Origin of the sequence: Pulveribacter sp., assembly GCF_032079985.1 — a bacterium.
In the GTDB taxonomy this organism is placed as follows: domain Bacteria; phylum Pseudomonadota; class Gammaproteobacteria; order Burkholderiales; family Burkholderiaceae_C; genus Melaminivora.
Genome location: NZ_DAMATK010000003.1, coordinates 47,683 through 72,954 on the forward strand (window position 1 = coordinate 47,683; position 25,272 = coordinate 72,954).

Annotated in this window: 26 protein-coding genes, 1 tRNA gene and 1 pseudogene; 18 read left to right on the forward strand and 10 right to left on the reverse strand. The window is 65.7% G+C overall.

Going from position 1 to position 25,272, the window contains the following annotated elements:
• Positions 1–139: 139 nt before the first annotated feature.
• Positions 140–466 carry a DUF3579 domain-containing protein gene (locus tag RT282_RS11395; protein WP_312305077.1) on the reverse strand — a complete coding sequence of 109 codons (327 nt, stop codon included), beginning with the start codon at positions 464–466 and terminating at the stop codon, positions 140–142.
• A 248-nt stretch (positions 467–714) separates the two neighbouring features.
• On the opposite strand from RT282_RS11395, the gene RT282_RS11400 reads away from it, so the two are divergent.
• Positions 715–1,914: an aspartate aminotransferase family protein gene (locus tag RT282_RS11400; protein ID WP_313314156.1), complete on the forward strand. Its 1,200-nt coding sequence runs from the start codon at positions 715–717 to the stop codon at positions 1,912–1,914.
• Positions 1,915–1,936: 22 nt separating this feature from the next.
• Positions 1,937–2,857, forward strand: a complete 921-nt coding sequence (gene argF / locus RT282_RS11405) for an ornithine carbamoyltransferase (RefSeq protein WP_313314595.1) — start codon at positions 1,937–1,939, stop codon at positions 2,855–2,857.
• Positions 2,858–3,025: 168 nt separating this feature from the next.
• On the opposite strand, the gene RT282_RS11410 is transcribed toward argF, so the two are convergent.
• Entirely contained in the window at positions 3,026–3,523 is a 498-nt protein-coding gene (locus RT282_RS11410; RefSeq protein ID WP_313314598.1) for a DUF488 domain-containing protein, read from the reverse strand.
• Between the two features lie 44 nt (positions 3,524–3,567).
• Positions 3,568–3,792: a DUF2945 domain-containing protein gene (locus RT282_RS11415; protein ID WP_312305080.1), complete on the reverse strand. Its 225-nt coding sequence runs from the start codon at positions 3,790–3,792 to the stop codon at positions 3,568–3,570.
• Between the two features lie 200 nt (positions 3,793–3,992).
• Here RT282_RS11415 and RT282_RS11420 point away from each other — a divergent pair, with 200 nt between their 5' ends.
• Positions 3,993–4,361, forward strand: coding sequence for a YkgJ family cysteine cluster protein (locus tag RT282_RS11420; RefSeq protein WP_312305081.1), 369 nt, complete (start codon positions 3,993–3,995; stop codon positions 4,359–4,361).
• 76 nt (positions 4,362–4,437) lie between these two features.
• Here RT282_RS11420 and RT282_RS11425 read toward each other — a convergent pair whose 3' ends face one another.
• The 3 genes and pseudogenes from RT282_RS11425 to RT282_RS11435 all read right to left on the reverse strand — a co-directional run.
• Positions 4,438–4,638 (reverse strand): hypothetical protein, encoded by a 201-nt coding sequence (locus RT282_RS11425; protein WP_312757334.1) that lies wholly within the window; start codon positions 4,636–4,638, stop codon positions 4,438–4,440.
• 5 nt (positions 4,639–4,643) lie between these two features.
• Positions 4,644–6,524: a ferrous iron transporter B gene (locus RT282_RS11430; protein WP_313314157.1), complete on the reverse strand. Its 1,881-nt coding sequence runs from the start codon at positions 6,522–6,524 to the stop codon at positions 4,644–4,646.
• A 77-nt stretch (positions 6,525–6,601) separates the two neighbouring features.
• Positions 6,602–6,895, reverse strand: a pseudogene (locus RT282_RS11435) (ferrous iron transport protein A); the annotation flags it as partial.
• 121 nt (positions 6,896–7,016) lie between these two features.
• Between RT282_RS11435 and RT282_RS11440 the strand changes: the two are divergent.
• From RT282_RS11440 to kynA, 4 genes are all read left to right on the forward strand, one after another.
• On the forward strand, positions 7,017–7,331 hold the full coding sequence (locus RT282_RS11440) for a YkgJ family cysteine cluster protein (protein WP_313079941.1): 315 nt from the start codon (positions 7,017–7,019) through the stop codon (positions 7,329–7,331).
• A 139-nt stretch (positions 7,332–7,470) separates the two neighbouring features.
• Entirely contained in the window at positions 7,471–8,106 is a 636-nt protein-coding gene (gene kynB / locus RT282_RS11445) for an arylformamidase (RefSeq protein WP_313314159.1), read from the forward strand.
• Positions 8,107–8,186: 80 nt separating this feature from the next.
• Entirely contained in the window at positions 8,187–9,470 is a 1,284-nt protein-coding gene (gene kynU, locus RT282_RS11450) for a kynureninase (protein ID WP_313314161.1), read from the forward strand.
• A gap of 9 nt (positions 9,471–9,479) precedes the next feature.
• Positions 9,480–10,361, forward strand: coding sequence for a tryptophan 2,3-dioxygenase (gene kynA / locus RT282_RS11455; RefSeq protein WP_313314162.1), 882 nt, complete (start codon positions 9,480–9,482; stop codon positions 10,359–10,361).
• An 87-nt stretch (positions 10,362–10,448) separates the two neighbouring features.
• Here the strand turns inward: kynA and RT282_RS11460 are convergent, their stop codons facing one another.
• The 3 genes from RT282_RS11460 to RT282_RS11470 form a co-directional block, all read right to left on the reverse strand.
• Positions 10,449–11,024, reverse strand: a complete 576-nt coding sequence (locus RT282_RS11460; RefSeq protein ID WP_313314163.1) for a YceI family protein — start codon at positions 11,022–11,024, stop codon at positions 10,449–10,451.
• A 47-nt stretch (positions 11,025–11,071) separates the two neighbouring features.
• Positions 11,072–11,668, reverse strand: a complete 597-nt coding sequence (locus tag RT282_RS11465) for a YceI family protein (RefSeq protein WP_313314164.1) — start codon at positions 11,666–11,668, stop codon at positions 11,072–11,074.
• Positions 11,669–11,736: 68 nt separating this feature from the next.
• On the reverse strand, positions 11,737–12,315 hold the full coding sequence (locus RT282_RS11470; protein ID WP_409519480.1) for a cytochrome b: 579 nt from the start codon (positions 12,313–12,315) through the stop codon (positions 11,737–11,739).
• 196 nt (positions 12,316–12,511) lie between these two features.
• On the opposite strand from RT282_RS11470, the gene RT282_RS11475 reads away from it, so the two are divergent.
• The 11 genes from RT282_RS11475 (at position 12,512) to RT282_RS11525 (ending at position 24,213) form a co-directional block, all read left to right on the forward strand.
• Positions 12,512–13,216, forward strand: coding sequence for a DUF3334 family protein (locus tag RT282_RS11475; RefSeq protein ID WP_313314168.1), 705 nt, complete (start codon positions 12,512–12,514; stop codon positions 13,214–13,216).
• A 195-nt stretch (positions 13,217–13,411) separates the two neighbouring features.
• On the forward strand, positions 13,412–13,738 hold the full coding sequence (locus RT282_RS11480; RefSeq protein ID WP_313314169.1) for a plasmid stabilization protein: 327 nt from the start codon (positions 13,412–13,414) through the stop codon (positions 13,736–13,738).
• Positions 13,739–13,775: 37 nt separating this feature from the next.
• Positions 13,776–13,863, forward strand: a tRNA-Ser gene (locus tag RT282_RS11485).
• Between the two features lie 263 nt (positions 13,864–14,126).
• Positions 14,127–14,627 carry a GspH/FimT family pseudopilin gene (locus RT282_RS11490; RefSeq protein WP_409519483.1) on the forward strand — a complete coding sequence of 167 codons (501 nt, stop codon included), beginning with the start codon at positions 14,127–14,129 and terminating at the stop codon, positions 14,625–14,627.
• Positions 14,618–15,265, forward strand: a complete 648-nt coding sequence (gene pilV, locus RT282_RS11495; RefSeq protein WP_313314173.1) for a type IV pilus modification protein PilV — start codon at positions 14,618–14,620, stop codon at positions 15,263–15,265. Before RT282_RS11490 ends, pilV begins: the two co-directional genes overlap by 10 nt.
• Positions 15,266–16,189: a PilW family protein gene (locus RT282_RS11500; RefSeq protein ID WP_313314175.1), complete on the forward strand. Its 924-nt coding sequence runs from the start codon at positions 15,266–15,268 to the stop codon at positions 16,187–16,189.
• 11 nt (positions 16,190–16,200) lie between these two features.
• On the forward strand, positions 16,201–16,971 hold the full coding sequence (locus RT282_RS11505; RefSeq protein ID WP_312757351.1) for a PilX N-terminal domain-containing pilus assembly protein: 771 nt from the start codon (positions 16,201–16,203) through the stop codon (positions 16,969–16,971).
• Between the two features lie 83 nt (positions 16,972–17,054).
• Positions 17,055–20,582: a PilC/PilY family type IV pilus protein gene (locus tag RT282_RS11510; protein ID WP_313314176.1), complete on the forward strand. Its 3,528-nt coding sequence runs from the start codon at positions 17,055–17,057 to the stop codon at positions 20,580–20,582.
• 17 nt (positions 20,583–20,599) lie between these two features.
• On the forward strand, positions 20,600–21,028 hold the full coding sequence (locus RT282_RS11515) for a type IV pilin protein (RefSeq protein WP_312757354.1): 429 nt from the start codon (positions 20,600–20,602) through the stop codon (positions 21,026–21,028).
• A 32-nt stretch (positions 21,029–21,060) separates the two neighbouring features.
• Entirely contained in the window at positions 21,061–22,182 is a 1,122-nt protein-coding gene (gene ribD / locus RT282_RS11520; protein WP_313314177.1) for a bifunctional diaminohydroxyphosphoribosylaminopyrimidine deaminase/5-amino-6-(5-phosphoribosylamino)uracil reductase RibD, read from the forward strand.
• A gap of 132 nt (positions 22,183–22,314) precedes the next feature.
• Positions 22,315–24,213, forward strand: coding sequence for a phospholipase D family protein (locus RT282_RS11525; RefSeq protein WP_313314179.1), 1,899 nt, complete (start codon positions 22,315–22,317; stop codon positions 24,211–24,213).
• Here the strand turns inward: RT282_RS11525 and RT282_RS11530 are convergent.
• Complete coding sequence (locus tag RT282_RS11530) at positions 24,173–25,192, reverse strand: tRNA-dihydrouridine synthase (protein ID WP_313314181.1); 1,020 nt, start codon at positions 25,190–25,192, stop codon at positions 24,173–24,175. The genes RT282_RS11525 and RT282_RS11530 overlap by 41 nt on opposite strands.
• Positions 25,193–25,272: the final 80 nt, after the last annotated feature.

Here is a 25,272-nt window from a genome sequence, read left to right on the forward strand (position 1 = left end):
AACAGCCCGGGTGGTCCGCCACCCGCCGTTTGTAACGGGTGCGCTGCCAGCAAAGACGAGAAAACCGCCTTCGGGCGGTTTTTTTGTGCCCGGCGCAAAGGTGCGGGGCAGGCAGCAATTCAGGGGAAAGAAGAAAAGATCAGCCCTTGGCGTCGGGCAGCAGGCAGGCCTCGGCCACCTGCAGATCGTTGTCGCGCGCAAAGTTCATGACGAAGTCCCAGGCCATGGGTTCGTGGTTGCGCAGCTCGGGGTGCACCACCACGCATTTCACGCCGCCCAGTGTGGTCGGGATGCACCAGGGCGAATAGCCCAGGTGGCCGCCGGGGGCCGAGCGGGCGCCGCCGGGGCGGAACTGGCTCATGACGCCGGCCAGGCGTTCGGCCCAGTCGCTGGGTCGAAAGGTCCGCCCCTCATGGGTGATGCCTTGGATGAAGACTTCCTGGGAAGCAGAAGAGGGAACAACCATAGGTAGGGGGTCGGAGGCAAGAACCAGGGCGTTGTGCGCCGCAACCCGGCATTCTAACTCTTATATAAGAGTGACCCCTTGCCGCCCCACCGCCCCAGGGCGCGGCGCGCATGGCTGTGATGCGCAATCGTCAACGCAGCGCTGGCGAGCGGCCCCTAGAATCGCTCTTCGCTGTCGCTGGCGCCGCCTGCCGCGGCGGCCGGCGCTTTTGTTTGTTGTTGTATGTCGCTATGCCAGGAGATTCCCGCATGACCGCATTTGCCAGGGCCGACTCGCCCCACGTGATGAACACCTACGCCCGCGTGCCGATCGCGCTGGAGCGAGGCCAGGGCGTGCGCGTGTGGGACGTGAACGGCAAGCAGTACCTGGACGCCCTTGGCGGCATTGCCGTGAACACCCTGGGCCACAACCACCCCAAGCTGGTGCCGGCGCTGCAGCAGCAGATCGCCAAGATCATCCACACCTCCAACTACTACCACGTGCCGCTGCAGGAAGAGCTGGCGCGCCTGCTGGTCGAGCGCTCTGGCCTGACCAACGTGTTCTTCTGCAACTCGGGCCTGGAGGCCAACGAGGCGGCGCTGAAGCTGGCACGCAAGTACGGCCACGACCGCGGCATCGAGCGCCCGCAGATCGTGGTGTATGAAAAAGCCTTCCACGGCCGCTCCATCGCCACGCTGTCGGCCACCGGCAACCCGAAGGTGCAAGCCGGCTTCGGTCCGCTGGTGGAGGGCTTCATCCGCGTGCCGATGAACGACATCGCGGCCATCCGCGCTGCCACCGAGGGCAACCCCGACGTGGTGGCCGTGTTCTTCGAGACCATCCAGGGTGAAGGCGGCGTGAACCCCATGCGCGCCGAGTACCTGCGCGAGCTGCGCGCCCTGTGCGACGAGCGCGGCTGGCTGATGATGATTGACGAGGTGCAGTGCGGCATGGGCCGCACCGGCAAGTGGTTCGCGCACCAGTGGGCCGGCGTCCTGCCGGACGTGATGCCGCTGGCCAAGGGCCTGGGCTCGGGCGTGCCGATCGGCGCGGTGGTTGCCGGCCCCAAGGCGGCCAGCATCTTCGGGCCGGGCAACCACGGCACGACGTTCGGCGGCAACCCGCTGGCCATGCGCGCCGGCGTGGAAACCATCCGCATCATGGAAGAGGACGGCCTGCTGGCCAACGCTTTTGATGTGGGCGAACACCTGAAGGCCGCGCTGCTGCGCGCCTTCAGCGGCCTGGACGGCGTGGTGGAAGTGCGCGGCCAGGGCCTGATGCTGGGCGTGGAGCTGGCCAAGCCCTGCGGCGTGCTGGTGCAGCGCGCGGCGGATGCCGGCCTGCTGATCTCCGTGACGGCCGACCGGGTGATCCGCCTGGTGCCCTCGCTCATCCTGACGCGCGAGGAGGCCGACGAGATCGTCGCGCTGCTGGCCCCGCTGGTGCAATCCTTCCTGTCCGAGGAGTGATCACGCCATGACCGCCACCCCCATGAAGCACTACCTGCAGTTCAGCGACTTCAGCGCCGACGAATACCACTACCTGTTCCAGCGCGCGGCCGCCATCAAGGGCAAGTTCAAGAGCTACGAGAAGTACCACCCGCTCACCGACCGCACGTTGGCCATGATCTTCGAGAAGGCCAGCACCCGCACCCGCGTGAGCTTCGAGGCCGGCATGTACCAGCTGGGCGGCAGCGTCGTGCACCTGACCACCGGCGACAGCCAGCTGGGCCGCGCCGAGCCCATCGAGGACTCGGCCCGCGTCATCAGCCGCATGGTCGACCTGGTGATGATCCGCACCTTCGAGCAGACGAAGATCGAAGCCTTCGCCGCCAACTCGCGCGTGCCGGTCATCAATGGCCTCACCAACGAGTTCCACCCCTGCCAGATCCTGGCGGACATCTTCACCTTCATCGAACAGCGCGGCTCCATCGCTGGCAAGACGGTGGCCTGGGTGGGCGACGGCAACAACATGGCCAACACCTGGCTGCAGGCCGCCGAGCTGCTGGACTTCCGCGTGCACGTGAGCACGCCGCGCGGCTACGAGATCGATGAAAAATTGGCCGTTGGCGCAGGCGGAGCAAGCGCTGGCAGCTATCAATTTTTCAGCAATCCGCATGACGCCTGCCGCGGCGCCGACCTGGTCACCACCGACGTGTGGACCAGCATGGGCTTCGAAGCCGAGAACGAGGAGCGCCGCCGCGCCTTCGCCGACTGGTGCGTGGACGCCGAGATGATGGCCCTGGCCAGGCCCGACGCCCTGTTCATGCACTGCCTGCCCGCCCACCGCGGCGAGGAGGTCACGGCCGAAGTCATCGACGGGCCGCAGTCCGTCGTCTGGGACGAGGCAGAAAACCGAATGCACGTGCAAAAGGCACTCATGGAATACCTGTTGCTCGGCCGGATTGCCTGAAGGGCAAACTGGCGGCGCGCAGCGCCGGCATTCGACTCCGGCGAAGGCTCATGCCCGCGCAGCGCGCGTGAAGGGCCGGCAGGCCCGGGCCGAAGCCACAACCGAATGCACGTGCAAAAGGCACTCATGGAGTACCTTTTGCTCGGCCGCATCGGCTGATCTGGTGTTTCACTCGGGCGGTGCCGGATAGCGCACCGTCCCACACTCATCCACCACCGCCCCCGGCGTCAGCTTCACCGGCTCGATGCGCCCGGCGGCCATGATGTGGAACACCGCCTCGCCCCGCGCCACCAGCCAGTCGGCCACGATGCGCCGGTGGCAGCGCCACCACACGGCCTCGGAGCACATAAAGGCCACGCGCTCGCGCCGGCCCAGGGCGATCAGCTCCTCCAGGCCCTCGCTGAAGGGCGGGGTCAGCGCGTAGTCCGCATAGCGGTGAAAGCTGGCGTTGGTCCAGAAGCCGTTGACCTCGGGTTCCACGCCGCCCACCTTGCCGCGCAGTCCGCCCAGGCGCGCCAGGTGTTCGTAGGCCAGGCCGTGCGGCGCCAGGGCGGCGGGCATGGCCTCCTCGTTGAACTGCGGATTGGTGCGCGAGCGGGGCATCTTGCGGATGTCCACCACGCGCTGCACCCCGGCCGGGGCCAGCAGCTGCAGGAACTCCTCCATGCTGCGGTTGGAGTGGCCGATGGTGAAGAACGGCAGCGGCTCGCTCACGACGTCTTGTGCAGCGCGCTGCCCTTGTGCGCGGCCACGTGATCGGTCTTGTCGCTCTTGATTTCGTACTGCGGCTCGTCCTGGCTGGCGCGGTGGGTATGGCCTTTGTAGTCAAAATCACGGGTGTGCACGGCGATGATCGTGCCCGCCACGTGGCCGGCCTCCGAGTTCCAGCGCACGTGGTCGCCCACCTTGAATTTCGCGTTCGCCTTCGCGCTCATATCCCACTCCTTTCATCCGTGCCGATGCCAGCCCGCCCAGCGCCCCTGAACGCGTATCAGCACGACATGGTGCATCCGCCGCACGCCACGGGCCTGCACGCCTGAGCCGCCCCGGCGCACCGGCCGCGGCCCGCGCCGCGCAGCCGCCTGCGCGCCGCCCTTCGTCCCCCGTGTGTTTTTCTTTTTTGGAATCTCTCGCCATGTCCGAGACCGTCCACCCGTGCCTGACCTGCGGCGCCTGCTGCCACAACTACCGCGTCGAGTTTTCCGTCTATGAACTGGCCAGCATGGGGGGCAGCGTACCGGATGCGCTGGCCCACGAAGTCAGCGGAAACCGCTGGCGCATGAACGGCACGGCCGCTCGCCCGGTGCGCTGCGCGGCGCTGACCGGCCTGTGCGGGCAGGAGTCGATCTGCAGCATCTACGAGGCCCGGCCCAGCGCCTGCCGCGACTTCGAGATGGGCAGCGACCGCTGCGCCGAGGCCCGCGCCGCCCACGGCCTGGCGCCGGTGCAGTGGCCGCCGCTGCCGGAAACAGCATTGCCCGACACGCTGCCGCTGGCCGCGTAGGTTTTAAGACAAATCGACCTCCAGCGCTTGTCCAGCAAGCGCTGGCAGCTCCTGTTTGAATAGCAAGAGCAGCCCGTCAGCCGCCGCGCTTTGCCTTGCCGGCGCAGCCGCCGCAGCTGCTGCAGCCTCCGCCGCCACTGCCGCAGCCGCCCGGCCCCTGGCCCAGGGCCGGGTGCACGCGGCCCAGGCGCCGGCGCGCCCGCGCCGGCAGCCAGCGCCAGGCCACGTAGAGCAGCGCCGCCAACACGATCAGGCCCACGGCCCATTGCTGCAGCATGGTGTTCATCCTCCGGAGAAAGCCAGCGCCGCGCGGTAGGTGACGAAGCTCGCCCCATACGCCAGCGCGAAGAGATAGCCGGTCATGACCAGCGGCCAGCGCCAGCCGCCCGTCTCGCGCCGCACGGCGGCTATTGTTGAGACGCACTGCGGCGCGAAGATGAACCACACCAGCAGCGACAGCGCCGTGGCCAGCGGCCACTGGCTGGCCAGCAGCGGCGCCAGCTGCGCCGCCGTGTCGTCGGCCGATGCGGCGATGGCGTACACCGTGCCCAGGGCGCTCACCGCCACCTCGCGCGCGGCCATGCCGGGCACCAGCGCCACGCTGATCTGCCAGTTGAAGCCGATGGGCGCAAACACCACCGCCAGGGCCGAGCCCAGGCGCCCGGCCAGGCTGTATTCGATGGCCGGCCCGGTGGCGTCCGGCGGCGGCGCGGGATAGGACGACAGAAACCACAGCAGCACCGTGACGGCCAGGATGATGCCGCCCACACGGCGCAGGAAGATGCCGGCGCGCTCCATCAGGCCCAGGGCCAGGTTGCGCGGACTGGGCCAGCGGTAGGCGGGCAGCTCCATCAGCAGCGGCGCCACGCGCTGGCCGCGGCGCGCCAGCCGGGCCACGGCCGCCACCGCCATGGCCGACACGATGCCGCCCAGGTACAGCGCGAACAGCACCAGCCCCTGCAGGTTGAACAGCCCGGCCACCGTGCGTTCGGGGATGAAGGCGGCGATCAGCAGCGCATACACCGGCAGCCGCGCCGAGCAGGTCATCAAGGGCGCGATCAGGATGGTCACCAGGCGGTCGCGCCAATCGGGGATGGAGCGCGTGGCCATGATGCCCGGCACCGCGCAGGCAAAGCTGGACAGCAGCGGGATGAACGAGCGCCCCGACAGCCCCACCGTGCCCATCAGGCGGTCCAGCAGGAAGGCTGCGCGCGGCAGGTAGCCGGACTCCTCCAGCGCCAGGATGAAGGCAAACAGGATCAGGATCTGCGGCAGGAAGACCACCACGCCGCCCACGCCGGCGATCAGGCCCTCGGCCAGCAGGCTGCGCAGCGGGCCCTCGGCCATGTGCGTGTTCAGCGCCTCGGCCGCGGCGGCCGTCAGGCCCTCGATCCAGCCCATGGGCACCTCGGCCCAGCTGAACACGGCCTGGAACATCAGGAACAGCGCCACCGCCAGGATCAGCGTGCCCCACAGCGGGTGCAGCACCACGGCGTCGATGCGGTCGTCGCGTGCCAGCGGCACGGGCGGCTCGCTGACGGCCGCGGCCACGATGCGGCGCACCTCGGCGTGCAGGGCCTGCACGTGGGCCGCGCGGGCGGCGGCGTCCTGCGGCGCGGGCAGGACCGGCGCGGCGGCGGGCGGCGGCAGCGCCTGGGTGTCCAGCCAGGCCAGCAGCTCGTCGGCGCCGCCGGCGCGCACGCCCACGGTCGACAGCACGGGCATGCCCAGTTCGCGCGCCAGCCGCTCGCGGTCGATGCGTATGCCCTGGCGCGCGGCCACGTCGCTCATGTTCAGCACCAGCACGGCGGGCACGCTTAAGCGCCGGGCCTCCAGCACCAGGCGCAGGTTCAGGCGCAGGTGGGTGGCATCGGTCACGCAGACCAGCAGCTCGGGCACGGGCTCGTCCGCGCGCCGGCCGGTGACCACGTCGCGGGTGACGGCCTCGTCCAGGCTTTGCGCATGCAGGCTGTAGGCGCCAGGCAGGTCCAGCACGCGCACGCGCCGGCCGGCGGGCGTGGCGAAGTGGCCCTCCTTGCGCTCCACCGTCACGCCGGCGTAGTTGGCCACCTTCTGGCGCGCGCCGGTCAGCACGTTGAACAGCGCCGTCTTGCCGCAGTTGGGGTTGCCCAGCAGGGCGATGTGCAGGGCCTGGGCGCTCATTGGACAACCTCCGTGCTGCGCACCGCGGTGCCGGCTGGCTTGGAACGGCCCGGCGCGGCGCTCATTGCCCCCTGCTCCTCGGGCTGCACCTGCACCAGCGCGGCCTCGTGCCGGCGCAGGGCGAAGGTGGCCTGGCCCACGCGAACGGCCAGTGGGTCAGCGGCGGGAAAGCCCTGGGCCAGCACGCGCACGCGCTCGCCGGGCAGAAAGCCGATCTCCATCAGCCGCAGCGCCAGCGCCTGGGCGGCCTCGCCTTCGGTGTGCGCCAGCGCCGTGACGATGGCGGCCACGCCGCGGGGCAGCTGGTCCAGCCCGATGGGCGATGTGGCAGGAGGGTCGTCGCTGAGAGCGTGTGACATGGTGGAGCGCATCAAATGATATTAATTCTCATTCTATTTTCATGCGGGCCCAAGTTTTTTGATGCAGCGCAGGCCGCGTGCACACCGGCGCGGCGCGACAATGCGCGCCCGGCCGCCTTTGCCACGCATCACCATGACCCATCCCTGCCTGACCTGCGGCGCGTGCTGCGCCAGCTTCCGCGTGGATTTTTCCGTGACCGAGACGCAGGACGAGGGCGGCAGCGTGCCGGGCGGCCTGGTGGTGGAGGTGACGGCCCGCACCGCCCGCATGCGCGGCACCGACCACGCCCGGCCGCGCTGCGCCGCCCTGGTCGGCCAGGTGGGCACGCGCGCCGCCTGCGGCATCTATGAATGGCGTCCCTCGCCCTGCCGCGAGTTCGAGCCCGGCTCGCCCGCCTGCCAGCGCGCCCGCCTGCGCCACGGCCTGGCAGAGCTGGCCGAACCCTGAAAGCCGCCCATGCGCCCGACTTGGTTTTCGACCGTTTTCGGCCGCCAACGCCCGCTGGACAAGCGCTGGCAGCTCCGAATTCAATAGCGTTGCGGATAACCGACACCACGCCGCCACCACGGCGCTAAGGTCGGCCGCCATGCCTGTTGCAACCACTCTTTGGGACATCTCCCCGCCCGTGCACGCGGGCAGCCCGGTCTTTCCCGGCGACACGCCCTACCAGCAGCACTGGAGCGCCACCATCGGCCCCGGCTGCCCGGTGAACGTGGGCGCCATCACCCTGTCGCCCCACGTGGGCGCGCACGCCGACGCGCCGCTGCACTACGACCCGGATGGCGCCGCGGTGGGCGCGCTGGCGCTGGATGCCTTCCTGGGCCCGTGCCGGGTGATCCACGCCATCGGCTGCGGGCCGCTGATCGAATGGCGCCACATCGCCCATGCTGCGCAGGACTTGCCGCCGCGCGTGCTGGTGCGCACCTACGAACGCGCCCCGGTGGACCGCTGGGACGAGCACCTGACCGCCTACGCCCCCGAGACCATCGAGCGGCTGGCCGACGCGGGCGTGTGCCTGGTCGGCATCGACACCGCCAGCATCGACCCGGCCAGCAGCAAGAGCCTGGACAGCCACCAGGTGATCCGCCAGCGCGGTCTGCGCGTGCTGGAGAACCTGGTGCTGGACGACGTGCCCGAGGGCGACTACGAGCTGATCGCCCTGCCCCTGAAGCTGACCACGGCCGACGCCTCGCCGGTGCGCGCGGTACTGCGCGCACTGTGAATGAAATTTGAATGAAATCGGCCTCCAGCGCTTGCCACCCAAGCGCGGTCAGCTAGCAAGATGATAGTGAAAGCCCCCTGATGACCACCACCTTGCAGGACTGCCGCGCACGCGATGCGCAGGACCCGCTGCGCAGCTTGCGCGAGCACTTCACCTTGCCCGAGGGCACCATTTACCTGGACGGCAATTCCCTGGGCGCCCTGCCCCGCGCCACGGCCGCGCGCGTGGCCCAGGTGGTGCAAGGCGAATGGGGCGAGGGCCTCATCACCTCCTGGAACCAGGCCGGCTGGGTGGACCTGCCCGCACGCCTGGGCGACCAGTTCGCGCCGTGGATCGGCGCCGGTCCGGGCCAGGTGATGTTCACCGACACCACCTCCATCAATCTGTACAAGGTGCTGACGGCGGCCGCCCGCGTGGCGCGCCAGGACGGGCCGGGCCGCACCCGCATCGTCAGCGAGCGCAGCAATTTCCCCACCGACCTGTACATCGCCCAGTCGGTATGCGAGCAGCACGGCCTGGCGCTGGTACTGGTGGAGCCCGAGGAGATCGATGCCCACCTGACGGACGACACGGCCATCCTGCTGCTGACCCACGTGAACTACCGCACCGGCGCCATGCACGACATGGCGGCGGTGACCGCGCGGGCGCACGCGCGCGGCATCCTGTGCGTGTGGGACCTGTGCCACAGCGCCGGCGCCGTGCCGGTGGACCTGCTGGGTGCTGATGCCGACTACGCCGTGGGCTGCGGCTACAAGTATTTGAACGGCGGCCCGGGCGCCCCGGCCTTTGTATGGGCGCATCCGCGCCAGGCCGGCCGCTTCGAGCAGCCGCTGTCGGGCTGGTTCGGCCACGCCGCGCCATTCGCCTTCACGCCCGAATACCGGCCCGCGCCGGGCATCGGCCGCTACCTGTGCGGCACGCAGCCCATCGTCAGCCTGTCGGCGCTGCAGTGCGGGCTGGACGTGTTCAGCGCAGCCGCCGACCTGGGCGGCATGGCCGCGCTGCGCGCCAAGTCGCTGGCGCTGACCGATCTGTTCATCGACCTGGTGCAGGCACAGTGCGCCGGCCACGGCCTGGGCCTGGCCACGCCGCTGGCGGCCAACGAGCGCGGCTCGCAGGTCAGCCTGACGCGGGACGAAGGGGCCTACGCCATCGTGCAGGCGCTGATCGCGCGCGGCGTGGTGGGCGACTTCCGCAAGGGCGACGGAGGCAGCGGGCCGCACAAGGACATCCTGCGCTTTGGCTTCACGCCGCTGTACACGCGCTTCGAGGACGTGTGGCACGCCGTGCAGCACCTGCGCGAGGTGCTGGAGGGCGGCGAATGGCAGCGCCCGCAGTTCCACCAGATCAACGCCGTCACCTGAGGCCCCGACATGACCTGTCCGTACCACGACACCGCTGCCGCCTCCGCCCCTGCCGGTCAGCCCGAATCCATCGTGCACGCCGAGGGCGCGCAGCTGGACTTCAGCCGCAGCATGAGCTACGGCGACTACCTGCAGCTGGACCAGATCCTGAGCGCGCAAAAGCCCCTGTCGCCGGCGCACGACGAGATGCTGTTCATCGTGCAGCACCAGACCAGCGAGCTGTGGATGAAGCTGATGCTGCACGAGCTGGGCGCCGCCCGGCAGCTGATCGCGCAGGACGAGTTGCAGCCGGCCTTCAAGATGCTGGCGCGGGTCTCGAAAATCATGGAGCAGCTGGTGCACGCCTGGGACGTGCTGGCCACCATGACACCGCCCGAGTACACGGCCATGCGGCCCTACCTGGGCCAGTCCAGCGGCTTCCAGAGCTACCAGTACCGCTGCATCGAGTTCGCCATGGGCAACAAGAACGCCGCCATGCTGCGGCCCCACACCCACCACCCCGAGCGCGCCGCGCAGGTGCAGGCGGCCTTCGAGGCGCCGTCGCTGTACGACGAGGCGCTGCGCCTGCTGGCGCGCCGCGGCCTGGCCGTGCCCGCCAGCCACCTGCAGCGCGACTGGACCCAGCCGTACGAGGCCAGCGAGCAGGTCGAGCAGGCCTGGCTGGCCGTGTACCGCGACCCGCAGCAGTACTGGGACCTGTACCAGCTGGGCGAGGAGCTGGCCGACCTGGAGGACGCCTTCCGCCTGTGGCGCTTTCGCCATGTGACCACGGTGGAGCGCATCATCGGCTTCAAGCGCGGCACCGGCGGCACGGGCGGCGTGAGCTACCTGCGCAAGATGCTGGACGTGGTGCTGTTCCCCGAGATCTGGCGGCTGCGCACGGCCCTGTAACCGCCCTTTCCTTTCGACAGCCAGGCGCAAAAAAAGGCTGGCCGCCCTGAGCGGCGCCAGCCTTTTTTGTTTGACGGCAGTCTGGGCTTACTGCTTGACGGCCTCGATCTGGGCCACGATGCGCACGTTCTTGGGGAAGCCGTACTGCACGCCGTAGTCCACGCCGAAGGCCGTGCGGTCGATGGTGGTCTCGAAGTCGCCGCCGCACACTTCGCGCTTGAGCATGGGGCTGTCGTAGCAGGCGAACTGGTTGGCCTTGAAGGTGGCAGGCTGGGTCTTGCCTTTGATGGTCAGCTGGCCGGCCACGGACACCAGCTTGTCGCCGTCGAACGTGAACTGGTCGCCCACGAAGCGCGCCGTGGGGTGCTGGGCGGCGTCGAAGATCTCGGCGCTTTGCAGGTGTTTGTCGAAGGGGGGCGTGCCCGTGTTGATGGAGCCGATCTGCAGCGTCAGGTCCACCTTGCCGGTCTTGGCGGCCTTGTCCAGCTGCACGGTGCCTTCCTTCTTGTCGAAGCGGCCGCGGTTCACGCTGGCGCCGAAGTGGCTGATCTCGAAGGTGGCGAAGGTGTGGGTGGGGTCGATGGCGTAGGTGGCCGGCTCGGCCTGTGCGCCGGTGGCAATCAGGGTGGCAACGGCTGCCAGGGCAAAGGGGTGCAAACGCATGTAGATGTTCTCCGTCAGGTTGTCGATGGTTGGGTAAAGGAAAGGGATCAAAGCTTGGCCATGCCGGTGAAGGCGAGCTTGAACTTCACCTGCACCTCGTCGGCCACCATGGAGGTGTCGGCCCACTCGTTCTCGCCGATCTTGAAGGCCAGGCGCTTGATGGCGAAGTTGCCGGTGGCCGTGGTGGTGGCGCCGCTTTGCGCCAGGGCCACGGGCACCGTCACCTCCTGCGAGGCGCCCTTGATGGACAGGGTGCCGCGCACTTCGTACTTGCCCGGGCCCGCGGCACGGATGGCGCTGGACTGGAAGGTGGCCTGCGGAAAGCGTGCGACGTTGAACCACACGGGCTTGGGCAGCTCGGCATCGGTTTCCTTCACGCCCAGGGTGGCGCTGCCCGTGTCCACGGTCAACGACACCTTGCCCGCCTCGGGCTTGGCCGGGTCCAGCGCCACCTGCGCACTGAACTTGGTGAAGTGCCCCTCCACCGGCACGCCCATCTGCTTGCTGACGAAGCCGATCTCGCTTTGCGCCGGCACCAGCTGCTGGGCGGCGGCCGGCTGCAGGGCGATGGCGCCCGGCAGGGCGAAGGCGGCGGTCAGCGCCAAGGTGGCGCGACGGGAAGTGCGAAGGAAGGAAGAAGTCATGGCTGAGTCGAAGTTTTCTGGAGCTTTGAAGGCTGGGGCAAAGGGCCTTGGTTCAACTTCAGTTGAGTTCAGGCCCGGCCCGGCAGCATGCGCGTCAGCAGGCCGTCGCGGTCCACCCAGTGGTGCTTGAGGGCTGCGGCCACATGCACGGCAGCCAGCGCGGCCAGCGTGTAGGCGGCCCCGGCGTGCCAGGGCTTGATGGCCTCGGCCAGCGGCTTGTCCACGGCCAGCAGATCCGGCAGCGGCACCAGGCCCAGGAAGACCACCGGAAAGCCCGCCGCCGAGCTGTAGGCCCAGCCCAGCAGCGGCACGGCCAGGCACAGCGCATACAGCAGGTACTGCACGCCGTGGTGCGCCAGGCGCTGCCAGGCCGGCATGGCGGCGCTGATCTGGGCGGGCAGCGGCGGCGGCTTGTGCGCCAGGCGCCAGACCACGCGCAGCAGGCCCAGCGCCAGCACCGCCATGCCGGCCCACTTGTGCCAGTTGTAGAGCTTCAGGCGCTGGGGGGAGAACGGCAGCCCCGTCATGTACCAGCCCATGCCCAGCAGGCCCAGCAACGCCACGGCCAGCAGCCAGTGCAGAACAATGGCCGGCAGGCGATAGCGGGGCGCAGAGTGTAAGGGGGTGGCAGAGGTCATGGATGGCATGGGGGCATTGAGAACAAGCACTGAGTCTAGGGTTTTTACCGTACTCAGAGTTTCAACGGTCTTGTCGGCCTGATTCAAAACATCTGAATGGGCACGCCGCCACCGCGGGCACCGGCGGGCGCTGCAGGCAGCCCGCGTGTCATGATGGCGGCTGTTTGTTACCGCCCGTTTCTTGTTCTTCTTCGGCGCCCGCCTCATGAACGCTACCCCCGCCTCCAGCCCCGTCGTTTACGGCACAGAGCATGTGTTGGCCTCGCTGTGCAACTCCGTCACCCGTGTGCTTTCCGTGGCCACACAGGGCTCGGTGCACTACTCGGCCATGGTGCAGCGCATCACCAAGACCTGCCTGAAACCCGACATTGGCTGCTTCGTGCTGTTCGACGGCGGCTTCTCCGGCCTGGTCATCATCAATTTCTCGGCCGCCGCCGCCATGGAAATCTACGAGCGCTACATGCTCAGCATGGGCATGGCGCGTGCCGACCTGGCGCGGTCCTTCACCTCGGACGAGGTGAGCAACGTCATGGGCGAGCTGATGAACCAGGTGGTGGGCGACTTCGCCAGCAAGGTGCGCCGCGAGCTGCAGACCCACATCACCCAGAACCAGCCCAAGATGCTGGCGTTGAACCAGCCGGTGGTGCTGAGCGTGGACGCCAACCTGGACCAGCCCGAGGCGCGCCGCGTGACCTTCTACACGGACAGCAACAACATCTTCTACCTGGAGCTGGCCATCGACCGCACACAGTTCATCAAGCTGTACGACTTCGAGCCCCAGGAAGCGCCCGACCCGGACGCGCTGATGGCCCAGGTGGCCGGCGCCGCCCCCACCCCCACCCCGGCCGCACCCGCCGCCGCGCCGGGGGACGACGACACCGACGCCCTGCTGCGGTCGCTGGGCATGTGATGGCCAGTGGGCCTGGCATTCGCTAGCATTTCAATAGCTGCTGGCGCTTGCCAGCATTGGGCTGGAGGGCTACTTGGCTTGAAAAACCGCCTTGCCTGCCCCGTCCTACGCCCAAGCAGCCCGCGTGCCGACCCCTGCGGCGCCGCCCACTCCTAGCCTTGTGGCACCTTCATCCACACGCCCAGGAGATCCGACATGCCCCAAGCCGCATGGAGCGCCAAGCGCGAGCGCCAATACCAGCACATCAAGGACAGCGCGAAAAAGCGTGGCAAGAGCGAGGACCGCGCCGAGGAAATCGCCGCCCGCACCGTGAACAAGGAGCGCGCCCAGCACGGCGAAGCCAAGACCGCCAGCGCCAAGACTTTGCGCGACACCCCCGCCCCGGTGCGCGGCGGCCGCCGCTCCCACTCCGGCGCCCAGGGCCGCACGCGCGAGCAGCTGTACGAGGAGGCCCGCAGGATGGGCATCGCCGGCCGCTCCAAAATGAACAAGGCGCAGCTGGCCAAGGCGGTCGGCCACTGAGCACCCCCACGGCCGCGCTTACAATGCCGGCCGCCGTGGAGACTTGGGTGAGTGGTTTAAACCAGCAGTCTTGAAAACTGCCGACGGGCAACCGTCCGTGAGTTCGAATCTCACAGTCTCCGCCAAAGTGTCTTGCATGCTGGCACATTAGAAGCGCACCTGTTCCTTGGTGAGGAGAGCAAAGGGAGCGATGGCGCGCCAAGCGAACGGACAACACATGTCCGATCCATGCTTCCTCTACCGCTCGTCCCCCCAGATCATCCGGTCATCGTCCCCCCCGCAATGGGGCGTATAGGCAGGCCTAGCATTAGGCATGCGTTCTCCGCACCCTCTACTCCCTTGTAAGCGTAAGCGCCGTTTAACTGGTGGTTTCACCATCGTCGAGTTAATGGTGGTTGTAGCCATTTTGGCTGTGCTCGCGACCCTGGCTGCGCCCAGTTTTACGCCGATCATCGAACGCTGGCGCGTCCGGCAAGCAGTTGAAGGCCTGCAATCCACGCTTTATTACGCCCGTTCGGAGGCGATCAAGCGGGGAGGAAAAGTCGTTTTACGGAAAAACCCCCAGGGTACTGACGGATGCCAACAGGCAGACCTGATCCAGGCTTGGGGTTGTGGCTGGTTCGTTTTTCTAGATACCAATGACAACGGAACCAGGCAAGCCTCCGAGGAATTGCTGCAGACTGTTCCGCCGATTCGTAACCTTGATGTCATGCGGAGTCCTTCTGGCGAATTTCTCCGGTTTGATCGTTTTGGAATGGCTGGAGCCAACATGCAGAGCTTCACGATCTCTCCGGTGGGTCCTGGCGTGACCTCCCCTGCCACCAGCACACTCTGTATGAGCAGCGGTGGGCGCATCAGAGTCCTGGCCGGAGACGTTGTATGCAATTGACTTCCATGCGCCGTCAACATGGCATCACGCTTATCGAGTCCCTTGTTGCTATCGTTGTAATGGCGTTGGGCATCCTGGGTGTCGTGGGGGTACAGATGCGCACCCTGTCCGACACGCAGAACACCTTGCGCCGCGCCCAGGCCATCCGGCTCATGGAAAGCTTGGGTGAACAGATGAAGGTGGCACCCAACGCCTTGGCCAGTCTGGACGCCTACGTCACGGGCTGGGGGACTCCGCCGGCAGCAGCAGCCGACTGCGAGACTCAGGCCTGCAGTCAAGCTGAGTTGGCCGCTTATGACTTGCGCCAGTGGAAACTCACTGTGCAGCGCCTATTACCCGCAGGCGATGCAAGCATCTTCGTAGCACCGGGTGAAGTTGACGCAAGCAATCGACGCCAACTGGGCGTGATGATCCGATGGCGTGAAAACGAACGTGATTTGACAGCGGGTTACACGAATAACCTAGACGCCACCCAAATCCGCAGAGCCGACGGCACGTTTATCACGGCAGGGGGTGGGACGGCAGACAGCACCTGTCCTGCCAACTTCACCTGCCACCTGCAATACATCCCCGTTGCCGCGCGCTGCACTCCCTATATGGCAGGTAGTGCCATCCAGTATTTCTGCCCGGGATCGTAAATGAATTCAAAAACCATAGCTGTCCCCACTTTCCAGATTAGGCTTGAAGGCACAAATGCCTTCAATACCCCGCTGCGCCAGCGAGGAGTGACACTACTGGAGCTGATGGTCGGTCTGACCATCGGTTTGCTGACCATCGCAGTGGCGATGGGAGCGTTGATGGTGTCGCGTGGCGTGTCCGGCACGGTCAGCGATGCCAGCGATCTACAGCAGCAAGCTGCCTACGTGTACCGCGTGATAGGCCAGCAGCTGCGTCAGGCAGGGTCGGTCAAGTTGGAGCTGGATGCCAAGAACCAGGACCCCAATCGGGACGCCACCTTGGTTCAGACCCTCGACCGATACAAAGTGATCGACGTAGCCGCCCCCGTCGCCTTCGAGACCAATGCCACAGCAACCAACCCCGTTCCTGCTGCTACCGATACCCTGAGCGGTACTGCAACATCGGTGGTAGTAGGTTTTCGCAACTACAAGGAGCCCTCGTTCGCAGAACCTGCCAAAGGAATGCGCTTCAGCAATTGCTTGGGCGAGAACAAAGGCAATGCGCTGGTGACCAGCAATTTCACTCTTAACGCAGTTACCAGCGAGTTGCGCTGCCTTGGCGACAATCCTCCCGCCCAGCCGGTTGCCCGCAATGTCGCCAACTTCCAGGTGCGCTACCTCGTGCAGACCGGAGCGGCCACAGGTATTCCGCGACTGCAATATTCCAACACCGTCCCCGCCACGGACTGGGGACGGGTGCAGGGTGTGGAAGTCTGCTTGGTGCTCTACGGCAGCGAGCCGATCGACCTGCCGCCAGGCACGTCCTATACCGACTGCGATGGCACCACCACGGTGGACATGACCGCTTTGACTGGCACTCGTGCACGTCGTATGCACATGGTCTTTCGCAACGTGTACCAACTGCGCAGCCAAGGGCTGATCTGACGAGCCCCACCATGACCCTCCCCTCTCGGCTTCCACAGCACCCAGCTCGACGCCCCAGGCAACGCGGCATCGCGTTATTCGTCGTCATCGTGTTCGTCATGCTGTCCATGCTGCTAGCCCTATGGGCCTCGCGCACCTCGTTCTTCAACGAGATGGTCGTAGGCAACGATACGGATTACCAACGCGCTTTCGAAGCAGCACAGGCCTTGCTTCAGGACGCAGAACTCGACATTCGGGGAGAAAAGGCCGATGGCTCACTCTGCACGGGCACCGGGGATGCTTGCCGCACCACTACTTCCGAGAAAATTCCGTTGGAAACCAAGGACATCGGCCTGCTTCTGGGCACTTTGAACAGTGAGACCAGCAAGTGCCGCAATGGTCTGTGTGTTAAACGAACCGGCCGACAGGACTTCTGGAACTACACCAGCGCCACCAGTCCCGCGCCTTCCAATTTGCAGCCTGGCGAAGTGCCTCTGGAACAGCTGACTCTAAATGGCGTTGCAGCGCGGTATGGCCAATACACGGGCGCAGGCACATCGGACACCAACCCTATCCTCAACAATACAGCCGCAAACCAAGGCGGTTGGTATTGGGTGGAGGTCATGCCTTACGTGGAGGATGCAGGCAAATCGGGCTTGATAGCCAATGCAGCGGCCAACCAATTAGCATTACACATGTCCCCGAATGTGGTTTATCGCATTACGGCCATTGCCAAGGGACGCAAACCAAACACCCAAGTGGTATTGCAGCAGACATACGCGCGGCAAAAGCTCAAGGACTAATTAAACATTAGCACAGCGAATTCCTTCCTAGTGTGCCAGCGTCATAAACCCTCCGAAAATAAATAACCAAACAGGAGCAGGCAATGCCCTCTTCCAGCCCATTTCGTTTTCCACAAACTCTTATTGCACTGGCGGCAGTGGCAGCGCTGACCCCCCAAAAAGTGTGGGCAGCTCTGGATTTCGCGCAAGCTCCTCCCGGCACGGTGGAGCCATACGTTGCACCAAACGTCATCATTTCCATCGACGATTCGGGTAGCATGAACTACCGACTGGATCGGGAAAATGCCACAGGCGCCAACAATGACACCTCACCCAATGGCCCGTCGCCCAACACATGGCTTCTGAACAGCCGCCGTATGAACGTACTGAAATACGCACTGAAGGAGGTCTTCAACGATACTAACCTTCTACCTGACGGCAAGATACGCCTAGCCTGGCAGGCCATGAATGCCAACAATAACACCCCCGGAAATGTCAACAGCGGAGGCACGGCACAGTTCAACACCAATTCCATGCAGGTATTGGACCAAGCCCATCGGACCAATTTCATCAGCTTCGTCAATAGGCTCACGCCGAACAGCAGCACTCCATCTCATAAGATGTTCAAACAGGCGGACGAATATATGCGCCTGCCGTTACACCAGAATGGGCCGTGGGCGGCAAAACCAGGAACAACGGGCTCTCCCTATTTGGGATGCAGGCGAAATTATCATATCTTCATGACCGATGGCCGGTGGAACGGCACAGTCTCGGGAGGATCGCAAGACAACAATACTGCGGGCACGAGATTTCCCGACAGTACGCTCTACAGCGGCCCCAACACCAGGCTGTACCATGATACTTACAGCGACACCCTAGCCGACTGGGCGTTCAAGAGTTGGTCGGACAGCTTAAAAACCAGCGGACTCACAGGTTCGGTAAAGCCTCTCCCTGAATACAACCAAGCGCCAGCTACTGAGATGATTGGGGGGACGGCACTGCCCAAATACTGGAATCCAAAATACAACCCTGCCACGTGGCCTCACATGGTGACCTACACCATCGGCTTCAGCCAGATGGCCTATACGTGGCCCGGTGCGCCCAGCATTATCCGTCCCACCGAAATGGTGCCGTTTGGATATGACGGCAGTTTCCCAGACCTGGTCAATGGTACTAAGACTTGGCCGGCCATGAGCAGTGAGGACCGTCGCTCCCTTGACCTGTGGCATGCAGCCCTAAATGGGCGCGGGCGCTTTTACGCAGTAGAAAAGGGCGAAGATCTGGAAGATGCATTCCGCCAGATCATCAAGACGATCGGAACGGATGTAGAGCCCGACCGAGGCTCTACGGCGACCAGCGGTAGTAACGCCACGCGCAACAACGTGGGGCGCTTCACTGCCAGTTATGAGCCGGATAAGCACTGGAAAGGGATGATCACCGGCGAAATCGTTAAGTCGGACAATACCACCGCCCCTCACCCTGGCTGGGGTAACGAAAGTACTGCTGACAAACTGGACGGCACCCCTTTTGGCAGTCGGATCGTCTTGAGTTGGAGTGATCAGAAAGATGCACTGGGCAAGGAGAAGGGTGGAGTGGCTTTTCGATGGGCCACGAACCAAACGTATCTGAGCACGGCACAAAAGACTTATCTCAATGCGGGCAATCTGGGTTCGGACCGCCTGAACTATGTCCGCGGTGATACGAGTAAGCAGCGTACCTCGGCCACCTCCACCCTTCCGTTCCGGCAACGTACGTCAGTGCAAGGTGACATTGTCAATTCCGAGGTGTGGTACACAGGGACTCCGGCGAGCAACTATGCATTGAAGAATTATTCGACCTTCACGCAGAGCAACAAAGATAGACTCGCCATGATTTATGTGGGGGGTAATGATGGAATGCTGCATGGTTTTTCTGCGGATAATGGCAGTGAGAAGTTGGCCTATGTGCCGCGCGGCGTCATCCCGAAATTAGCCCGATTGACCGATCCGGTATTTAATGATCAGCATCGCTACTATGTAGACGGCTCTCCGATGACTGGTGACGTGGACATCGGCGGAGGCCCGTTGGATCCCAAGGACCCCAGCTACCCGACATACAACCCCATATGGCGCACGATGCTCATCGGAACCCTGGGGGCTGGAGGGAAAGGCTACTTTGTTCTTGATGTCACCAATCCGAACAATTTCACCGAGAGCAACGCCTCTTCGCTGGTGGTGATGGACAGGACCCGAGATATTGATGAAGTTGCAGCGGACTGCTCAGCGCTGAATGGGAGCGTCAAGACTACGTGCGACAAGCAGAACGAGGAGGACGCAGATATAGGGCATATTTTTGCCAAACCCGTTGTCGACCCTGAGAATTCCCAGAGGACCACGCAGATTGTTCGCATGAACAACAATCGCTGGGCTGTGGTTATGGGCAATGGGTATAACAGCGTGAACCAGCGACCTGTGCTACTGATCCAGTATCTAGACCAAGGCAAGGAACTAGTGAGACTGATCGCCACAGGCAGCACTCCCCCGGGCACCACTGGTAACACCACGGATAATGGATTGTCAGCTCCTCGCCTGGTAGACATCAATAACGATGGAAGGCCGGATACAGTCTATGCCGGAGATAACAAGGGCAACCTGTGGAAGTTTCTGATTGCCAGCAATAACGACAGCGAGTGGGGCGTGGCCCAGTGGGGTTCCAATGCGAATACCACCGCCAATTCGACCATCAACGGTACACCACTGTATACCGCCAAGGGAGGCACCGAAGGCTCTCCAAATTCTCGCACGCTGTCTCAGCCTATAGTGACTGCACCCACAGTGCGTGCCAACGACCGCATGAAAACCATTGCACCTGCCACAACACTACCTGTTGGTGGAATGATGGTGGCGTTCGGCACAGGACGCAATGTAGCCAAGACCGATCCGGAGAATGCCGGCATGGGTATTCATACGCTTTATTCCGTTCTTGACAACACGGTCTATAAACTTGTGGGGACAGAGAAGGACCGGGTGGACGTGTGTGCCAACACCGGAGACAGCGACTGTCAAGGACTGCTGGATCGCTACGGCCTGCCGTCGGCAGTCTCAGTGACTGCTTCAGGTCCCGGTAATCTTGTTCAGCGCTCGATTAGTTCGTCAGCGGTGCATTCGAGAGATAACCGTGACTTCTGGACCGTGGATGCAGCATCCGGCATCGACTGGAATACCCACAAGGGATGGTATATGGACCTACCACAGACGGGCGAGCGCCTGCTCAAGCCGATGGAGTTTTACGACGCCAGCAACATCTTGACGGTATTCACCCAAGTCCCCGCTCGAGGCTCTCGTACAGCTTCGACCACTGAAAGTTGTGAGGCGGGTACGCCGGAAAACGAGCGTCAGTACCTAACGATGATCAATATCATGGATGGCAAGCGCCCCAGTGTTCAACTTATGGACACCAATGGAGATGGAAAATACGACCTGTCAGCCGATCGAGGTGCCTCACGTATGAGTGTGACCAAGGGGGCCCAGACGCTCATCAAATTCCACAACAAGGCGACGCTCTACGGGAAAGACGCTGGCGGGGAGCGCAAGGATGACATTGCCCTGATGCCCGAAACGGCGCTCCGTCCGAGCTGGCGTCAACTGCAGTGACGCAAAGAAGGAATCCCATGCCTCAATACACAGAGAGAAAACAGCGCGGCTTCACACTCATTGAAGTCATGATCGTGGTAGCGATAGTCGGTATTTTGGCGGCCATTGCCATGCCCAGCTATACCGAATACATCCGCCGCGGTCACCGAGCTGATGCGCGTGCCGGATTGCTGCAAGCACAGCAATGGCTGGAGCGGGCGGCTACAGCCCAGGGTACCTACCCCACTACGCTACCCCCCTCGCTGACTTGGGCGGCAGACACTAGCAAACGCTACACGATTGGTTTTCGCGGAGCGGCCACTGCCACGGCCTTTACGCTCATTGCCACCCGGCGTGGTGCTCAAACGGGGGACAAATGCGGTGATTTCACACTCACCAATACCGGAACTCGTGGAGCGGACAACCTCGCAAGCGGTGTCACTGCGGCTGATTGTTGGAACAAGTAAGAGGCCCCTGGCGCGCTACCATCCCCCGCGCCATGACAGCCCAAGACTCCTCCCCTCTCTCCACCCAAGCGCTTGAGCTCGCCGCCCAGGCGCTTTTTCTTTCCAGCCCCAACCCGCGCGTGGGCTGCGTCATCGCCACGCCCGGCGGCCAAGTGCTGGGCCAGGGCTTCACCCAGCAGGCCGGCGGCCCACATGCCGAGGTGGTGGCGCTGCGCGACGCCGCGGCGCGGGGCTGCGACGTGCGCGGAGCCACCGCTTTCGTGACGCTGGAGCCCTGCTCGCACCACGGCCGCACCGGGCCGTGCTGCGATGCGCTGGTGCAAGCGGGCATCGCCCGCGTGGTCGCCTCCATCACCGACCCCAACCCTCTGGTGGCGGGCCAGGGCTTTGCGCGGCTAAGGGCCGCGGGAGTAGAAGTGGAGGTCGGCCCCGGCGCGCAGCAGTCGCGCGAGCTGAACATCGGCTTTTTCAGCCGCATGGTGCGCGGGCTGCCCTGGGTACGCCTGAAGGCGGCCGCCTCGCTGGATGGGGTGACGGCGCTGGCCAATGGGGCCAGCCAGTGGATCACGTCGCACCAGGCACGTGCCGACGGCCATGCCTGGCGCGCACGCGCCTGCGCCGTGCTGACCGGCATAGGCACGGTGCTGCAGGACGATCCGCGGTTGGATGTGCGCGAGGTGGCCACGCCGCGTCAGCCTCGGCTGGTGGTGGTGGACAGCCGCCTGCAGACGCCTCCGCAGGCGCGCCTCTTCGACGTGCCGCAGCGCGAAGTGCTGATCTACACGGCGGCGCCGGCCGATACACCTGCAGCCGCCGCGCTGCAGGCCCGCGGGGCGGCAGTGATCTCGCTGCCGGGCGCCCAGGGCAAGGTCGACTTGCCCTGCCTGCTGCGCGACCTGGCGGCACGCGGGGTGAACGAACTGCACCTGGAGGCCGGTCAGCGGCTCAACGGGTCCTTCATCCGCGAAGGCCTGGTGGACGAGGTGCTGCTCTACCTCGCCCCGATGCTGCTGGGCAGCGGCGCGCAGGGCATCGCTCACTGGGGGCCGCTGACCGCCCTGGCGCAGGGCCTGTCGCTGCGCCTGCTGGGCGTGGAGCAGGTAGGCCCCGACCTGCGGCTGCTGGCACGCGTGGCCGGGCGCGACGATTTCTGACGCGCAGCGGAATACGCACCGCTCCAGCCCACCCGACGGCGCGCCGCCGTCCGACAGGGTGAGAGGGGCAATGCCAGCTATAAATTTTCATCCGCTTACAGCGATCGCTCCTACCTTTCTGCCAAGACCACCATGCCCGCTAGCCCCGACCTCCTGCGCCCTCGCCTGGCGGCGCTTTTTTCTCGCGGCTGGGTAATGGCCTCGCTGGCGCTGGTGTGCAGTGCCTGCGCGGGTCTGCCCAAAGATGTGGACCGGCCCGTATCCACCGCCCTCGACGCGGCCAGCGAGCCTACGGCCCTGTCGACCTGGGTGGCCGAGCAGCGCCGCGCGGCGGGCGCCCGGTCGGCTTCGGGTTTCATGCTGCTCAGCGGGCCGCAGGAGGCCTACGGCAGCCGACTGGCCCTGGTGGAGCACGCGCAAAAGACGCTGGACCTGCAGTACTACGCCATCCACGCCGACGCCAGCACCGCCCGGCTGCTCGAGGGCGTAGTGCAGGCCGCCCGGCGCGGCGTGCGCGTGCGCATCCTGCTGGACGACTTCCACAGCACCGGACGCAACGCGCTGGTCATGCGCCTGGCCTTCGAGCCGCACATCGAGATGCGCATGTTCAATCCCGTGGCCGGCACGCGCGCGTCCACCCTGGGGCGGCTGTGGGGATCGCTTACCGACTTCTCGCGTGTGCAGCAGCGCATGCACAACAAGCTGTTCATCGCCGACAACGTCATGGGCGTGACTGGGGGGCGCAACCTGGGCGATGCCTACTTCGGTCAGGGGCAAGCGGAGAATTTCGTTGACCTGGACGTGCTGGCCGTCGGCCCCATCGTGGCCGACATGTCGCACAGCTTCGACAGCTACTGGAACAACACACGCGCCTACCCGGTGCAGTCGCTCATCACGCGCGAAGAGCTGGACCGCATGCGCGAGGAGTTCAAGCGCCAGGACGCGCAGGAGGCCGAAAAGAACGACCAGCCCAGCGAAGCCGGCGACGCAAAGCCCGCCCCGGCGTCACCGCCAAGCCCCGCCCCGGTCCCTGCCCCCGCCCAGGCTAAAGCTGCCGCGGCACGCGCCGCCGCCAGCAGCGTGGCCACCGACGTGGCTCCGCCGCCGGAAAGCGCCGAGGACCCGAACAAGGCCATCCTCGCCTGGAACCAGCAACCCATGGACCTGCAGCGCGTCCCGCTGGTCTGGGCCCCGGCGGTGATCCTGGCCGACAAGCCGACCAAGATCCCGCTGGACGGCGAGGACTCTACGACGCGGGAGCCAGGCGTGCTGCCGACACGGGCGGCCGCCTCAGCCGCCAGCCTGCCCGTAGAAGCCAAAGAAGGTGCCAAGGACCAGCCTGCACCCGAGACGGTGGTGGACGGCCTGCTCACCTTGATGACCCGCACCCAGCGCGAGCTGCTCATCATCTCGCCCTACTTCGTGCCCGGCGACGACATGAAAGCCGCCTTTGCCGCCGCCCGCGCGCGCGGCGTGCGGGTGCGCATCCTCACCAATTCGCTGGCCTCCAACGACGCTCCCATCGCCCACGTGGGCTACGCCCGCCATCGCCGCGAGCTGCTGGAGATGGGAGTGGAGCTGTACGAGCTGCGCAGCGAACTGGCCGGCCTGCGTTCGGCCTTCGGCGACTCGGGCGGCAGCGCCAACCCCACGGGCAGCCAGGGTGGCTCTGACGGCGGCCCGGGGGCGTCGCGCTCCATGCTGCATTCCAAGGTGATCGTGATGGACCGCCGCCTGGTGGTGATCGGCTCCATGAACCTGGACCTGCGCTCGCAGCTGCAGAACACCGAGATCGCCCTGCTGGTGCGCAGCAGCACCCTGGCCAAGCAGGCTGCCCGGCAGATCGACCTGGTCATGCACCGTGGCGCCTGGCATGTGGAGAAGGCAGACAAAGAAAGCGGCGGTGCCCTGGTCTGGCGCGCGCCCGAGGGCAGCGGCCTGGAGGATGCGCACACCGACCCGGACAGCAGTTTCGCGCTGCGCCTGATACTCAGGCTGCTGGGCCCGCTGGCGCCGGATCGGCTGCTGTAGACGCAGCCACCAGCTGCTGCAGCCACAGCGTGATGGCGCGCTGGTCGGTCATCACCCGCACCTGGTCGAAGGCTGCCTGCGCCTGAGGGTGGCGCCGGCGCAGCAGGTTCAGCCACTGCTTGAGGCGGCCCGCGCGCTGCGGCGGGTCCAAGTCTTCGCAGACTAGCTGCCAAAAGCGCGTCAGCTGCGGCACCAGCGCCGGCCAGGGCACTTCGGCCCCTGCGCCTCTGCCCTGCCACGCGTCGGCCGCGCGGATGGCCAGCGCCAGGCCCGGGTCGGCCACCATGCCGCGGCCCAGCATCAGCGCATCGCAGCCGCTCAGCTCGCGGCAGCGCTGCGCATCCTGCACGCTCCAGATCTCGCCGTTGGCCACCACTGGCACGCGCAGCGCCTCGCGCAGAGGTGCGATGCGCTCCCAGTAGGCGGGCGGGCGATAGCCGTCGGCCTTGGTGCGGGCGTGCACCACCACCTCGCAGGCGCCGCCGTCCTGCATGGCCAGGGCGCATTCCAGCGCGCTGCCCGGGTCGTCATAGCCCAGGCGCATCTTGGCTGACACGGGCAGGTGCGCCGGCACGGCGCCGCGCACGGCCGCCACCACGGCGGCGATGCGTTCGGGCTCGCGCAAGAGCGCGGCGCCGCCGCCATGGCGGTTCACCGTGCGGGCCGGACAGCCGAAGTTCAGGTCGATGCCCTCGGCACCCAGCTCGGCCAGGCGCGCGGCGTTGTCGGCCATGCTGGGTGGATCCGAGCCCAGCAGCTGCGCGCGCACCGGCACGCCGGCCAGCGTGCGGCTGCCGTTGCGCAGCTCGGGAATGAAGCGGTAGAAGACCTTGTCCGGCAGCAGCATGCCGGTGACGCGGATGAACTCACAGACGCAGCGGTCCACCCCGCCCACGCGGGTGAGCACGTCGCGGAGTACGAAGTCCAGCAGCCCCTCCATGGGGGCCAGCAGCAGCGTGGGCGCGGGTACAGCCACCATGGATTTATAGCGAAAAGCGCCTCAAACCCTTACTGCATAAGCGGCAGCAGCTATCAAAAAAATAGCTCGCGGGCGCATTG

What these genes read in the sequence shown, in the direction of transcription:
- RT282_RS11395 (WP_312305077.1), bottom strand. Translation starts at nt 466, where the DNA reads ATGGTTGTTCCCTCTTCTGCTTCCCAGGAAGTCTTCATCCAAGGCATC.
- RT282_RS11400 (WP_313314156.1), top strand. Translation starts at nt 715, where the DNA reads ATGACCGCATTTGCCAGGGCCGACTCGCCCCACGTGATGAACACCTAC.
- argF (WP_313314595.1), top strand. Translation starts at nt 1,937, where the DNA reads ATGAAGCACTACCTGCAGTTCAGCGACTTCAGCGCCGACGAATACCAC.
- RT282_RS11410 (WP_313314598.1), bottom strand. Translation starts at nt 3,523, where the DNA reads ATGGAGGAGTTCCTGCAGCTGCTGGCCCCGGCCGGGGTGCAGCGCGTG.
- RT282_RS11415 (WP_312305080.1), bottom strand. Translation starts at nt 3,792, where the DNA reads ATGAGCGCGAAGGCGAACGCGAAATTCAAGGTGGGCGACCACGTGCGC.
- RT282_RS11420 (WP_312305081.1), top strand. Translation starts at nt 3,993, where the DNA reads ATGTCCGAGACCGTCCACCCGTGCCTGACCTGCGGCGCCTGCTGCCAC.
- RT282_RS11425 (WP_312757334.1), bottom strand. Translation starts at nt 4,638, where the DNA reads ATGCTGCAGCAATGGGCCGTGGGCCTGATCGTGTTGGCGGCGCTGCTC.
- RT282_RS11430 (WP_313314157.1), bottom strand. Translation starts at nt 6,524, where the DNA reads ATGAGCGCCCAGGCCCTGCACATCGCCCTGCTGGGCAACCCCAACTGC.
- RT282_RS11440 (WP_313079941.1), top strand. Translation starts at nt 7,017, where the DNA reads ATGACCCATCCCTGCCTGACCTGCGGCGCGTGCTGCGCCAGCTTCCGC.
- kynB (WP_313314159.1), top strand. Translation starts at nt 7,471, where the DNA reads ATGCCTGTTGCAACCACTCTTTGGGACATCTCCCCGCCCGTGCACGCG.
- kynU (WP_313314161.1), top strand. Translation starts at nt 8,187, where the DNA reads ATGACCACCACCTTGCAGGACTGCCGCGCACGCGATGCGCAGGACCCG.
- kynA (WP_313314162.1), top strand. Translation starts at nt 9,480, where the DNA reads ATGACCTGTCCGTACCACGACACCGCTGCCGCCTCCGCCCCTGCCGGT.
- RT282_RS11460 (WP_313314163.1), bottom strand. Translation starts at nt 11,024, where the DNA reads ATGCGTTTGCACCCCTTTGCCCTGGCAGCCGTTGCCACCCTGATTGCC.
- RT282_RS11465 (WP_313314164.1), bottom strand. Translation starts at nt 11,668, where the DNA reads ATGACTTCTTCCTTCCTTCGCACTTCCCGTCGCGCCACCTTGGCGCTG.
- RT282_RS11470 (WP_409519480.1), bottom strand. Translation starts at nt 12,315, where the DNA reads ATGCCATCCATGACCTCTGCCACCCCCTTACACTCTGCGCCCCGCTAT.
- RT282_RS11475 (WP_313314168.1), top strand. Translation starts at nt 12,512, where the DNA reads ATGAACGCTACCCCCGCCTCCAGCCCCGTCGTTTACGGCACAGAGCAT.
- RT282_RS11480 (WP_313314169.1), top strand. Translation starts at nt 13,412, where the DNA reads ATGCCCCAAGCCGCATGGAGCGCCAAGCGCGAGCGCCAATACCAGCAC.
- RT282_RS11490 (WP_409519483.1), top strand. Translation starts at nt 14,127, where the DNA reads ATGGTGGTTGTAGCCATTTTGGCTGTGCTCGCGACCCTGGCTGCGCCC.
- pilV (WP_313314173.1), top strand. Translation starts at nt 14,618, where the DNA reads ATGCAATTGACTTCCATGCGCCGTCAACATGGCATCACGCTTATCGAG.
- RT282_RS11500 (WP_313314175.1), top strand. Translation starts at nt 15,266, where the DNA reads ATGAATTCAAAAACCATAGCTGTCCCCACTTTCCAGATTAGGCTTGAA.
- RT282_RS11505 (WP_312757351.1), top strand. Translation starts at nt 16,201, where the DNA reads ATGACCCTCCCCTCTCGGCTTCCACAGCACCCAGCTCGACGCCCCAGG.
- RT282_RS11510 (WP_313314176.1), top strand. Translation starts at nt 17,055, where the DNA reads ATGCCCTCTTCCAGCCCATTTCGTTTTCCACAAACTCTTATTGCACTG.
- RT282_RS11515 (WP_312757354.1), top strand. Translation starts at nt 20,600, where the DNA reads ATGCCTCAATACACAGAGAGAAAACAGCGCGGCTTCACACTCATTGAA.
- ribD (WP_313314177.1), top strand. Translation starts at nt 21,061, where the DNA reads ATGACAGCCCAAGACTCCTCCCCTCTCTCCACCCAAGCGCTTGAGCTC.
- RT282_RS11525 (WP_313314179.1), top strand. Translation starts at nt 22,315, where the DNA reads ATGCCCGCTAGCCCCGACCTCCTGCGCCCTCGCCTGGCGGCGCTTTTT.
- RT282_RS11530 (WP_313314181.1), bottom strand. Translation starts at nt 25,192, where the DNA reads ATGGTGGCTGTACCCGCGCCCACGCTGCTGCTGGCCCCCATGGAGGGG.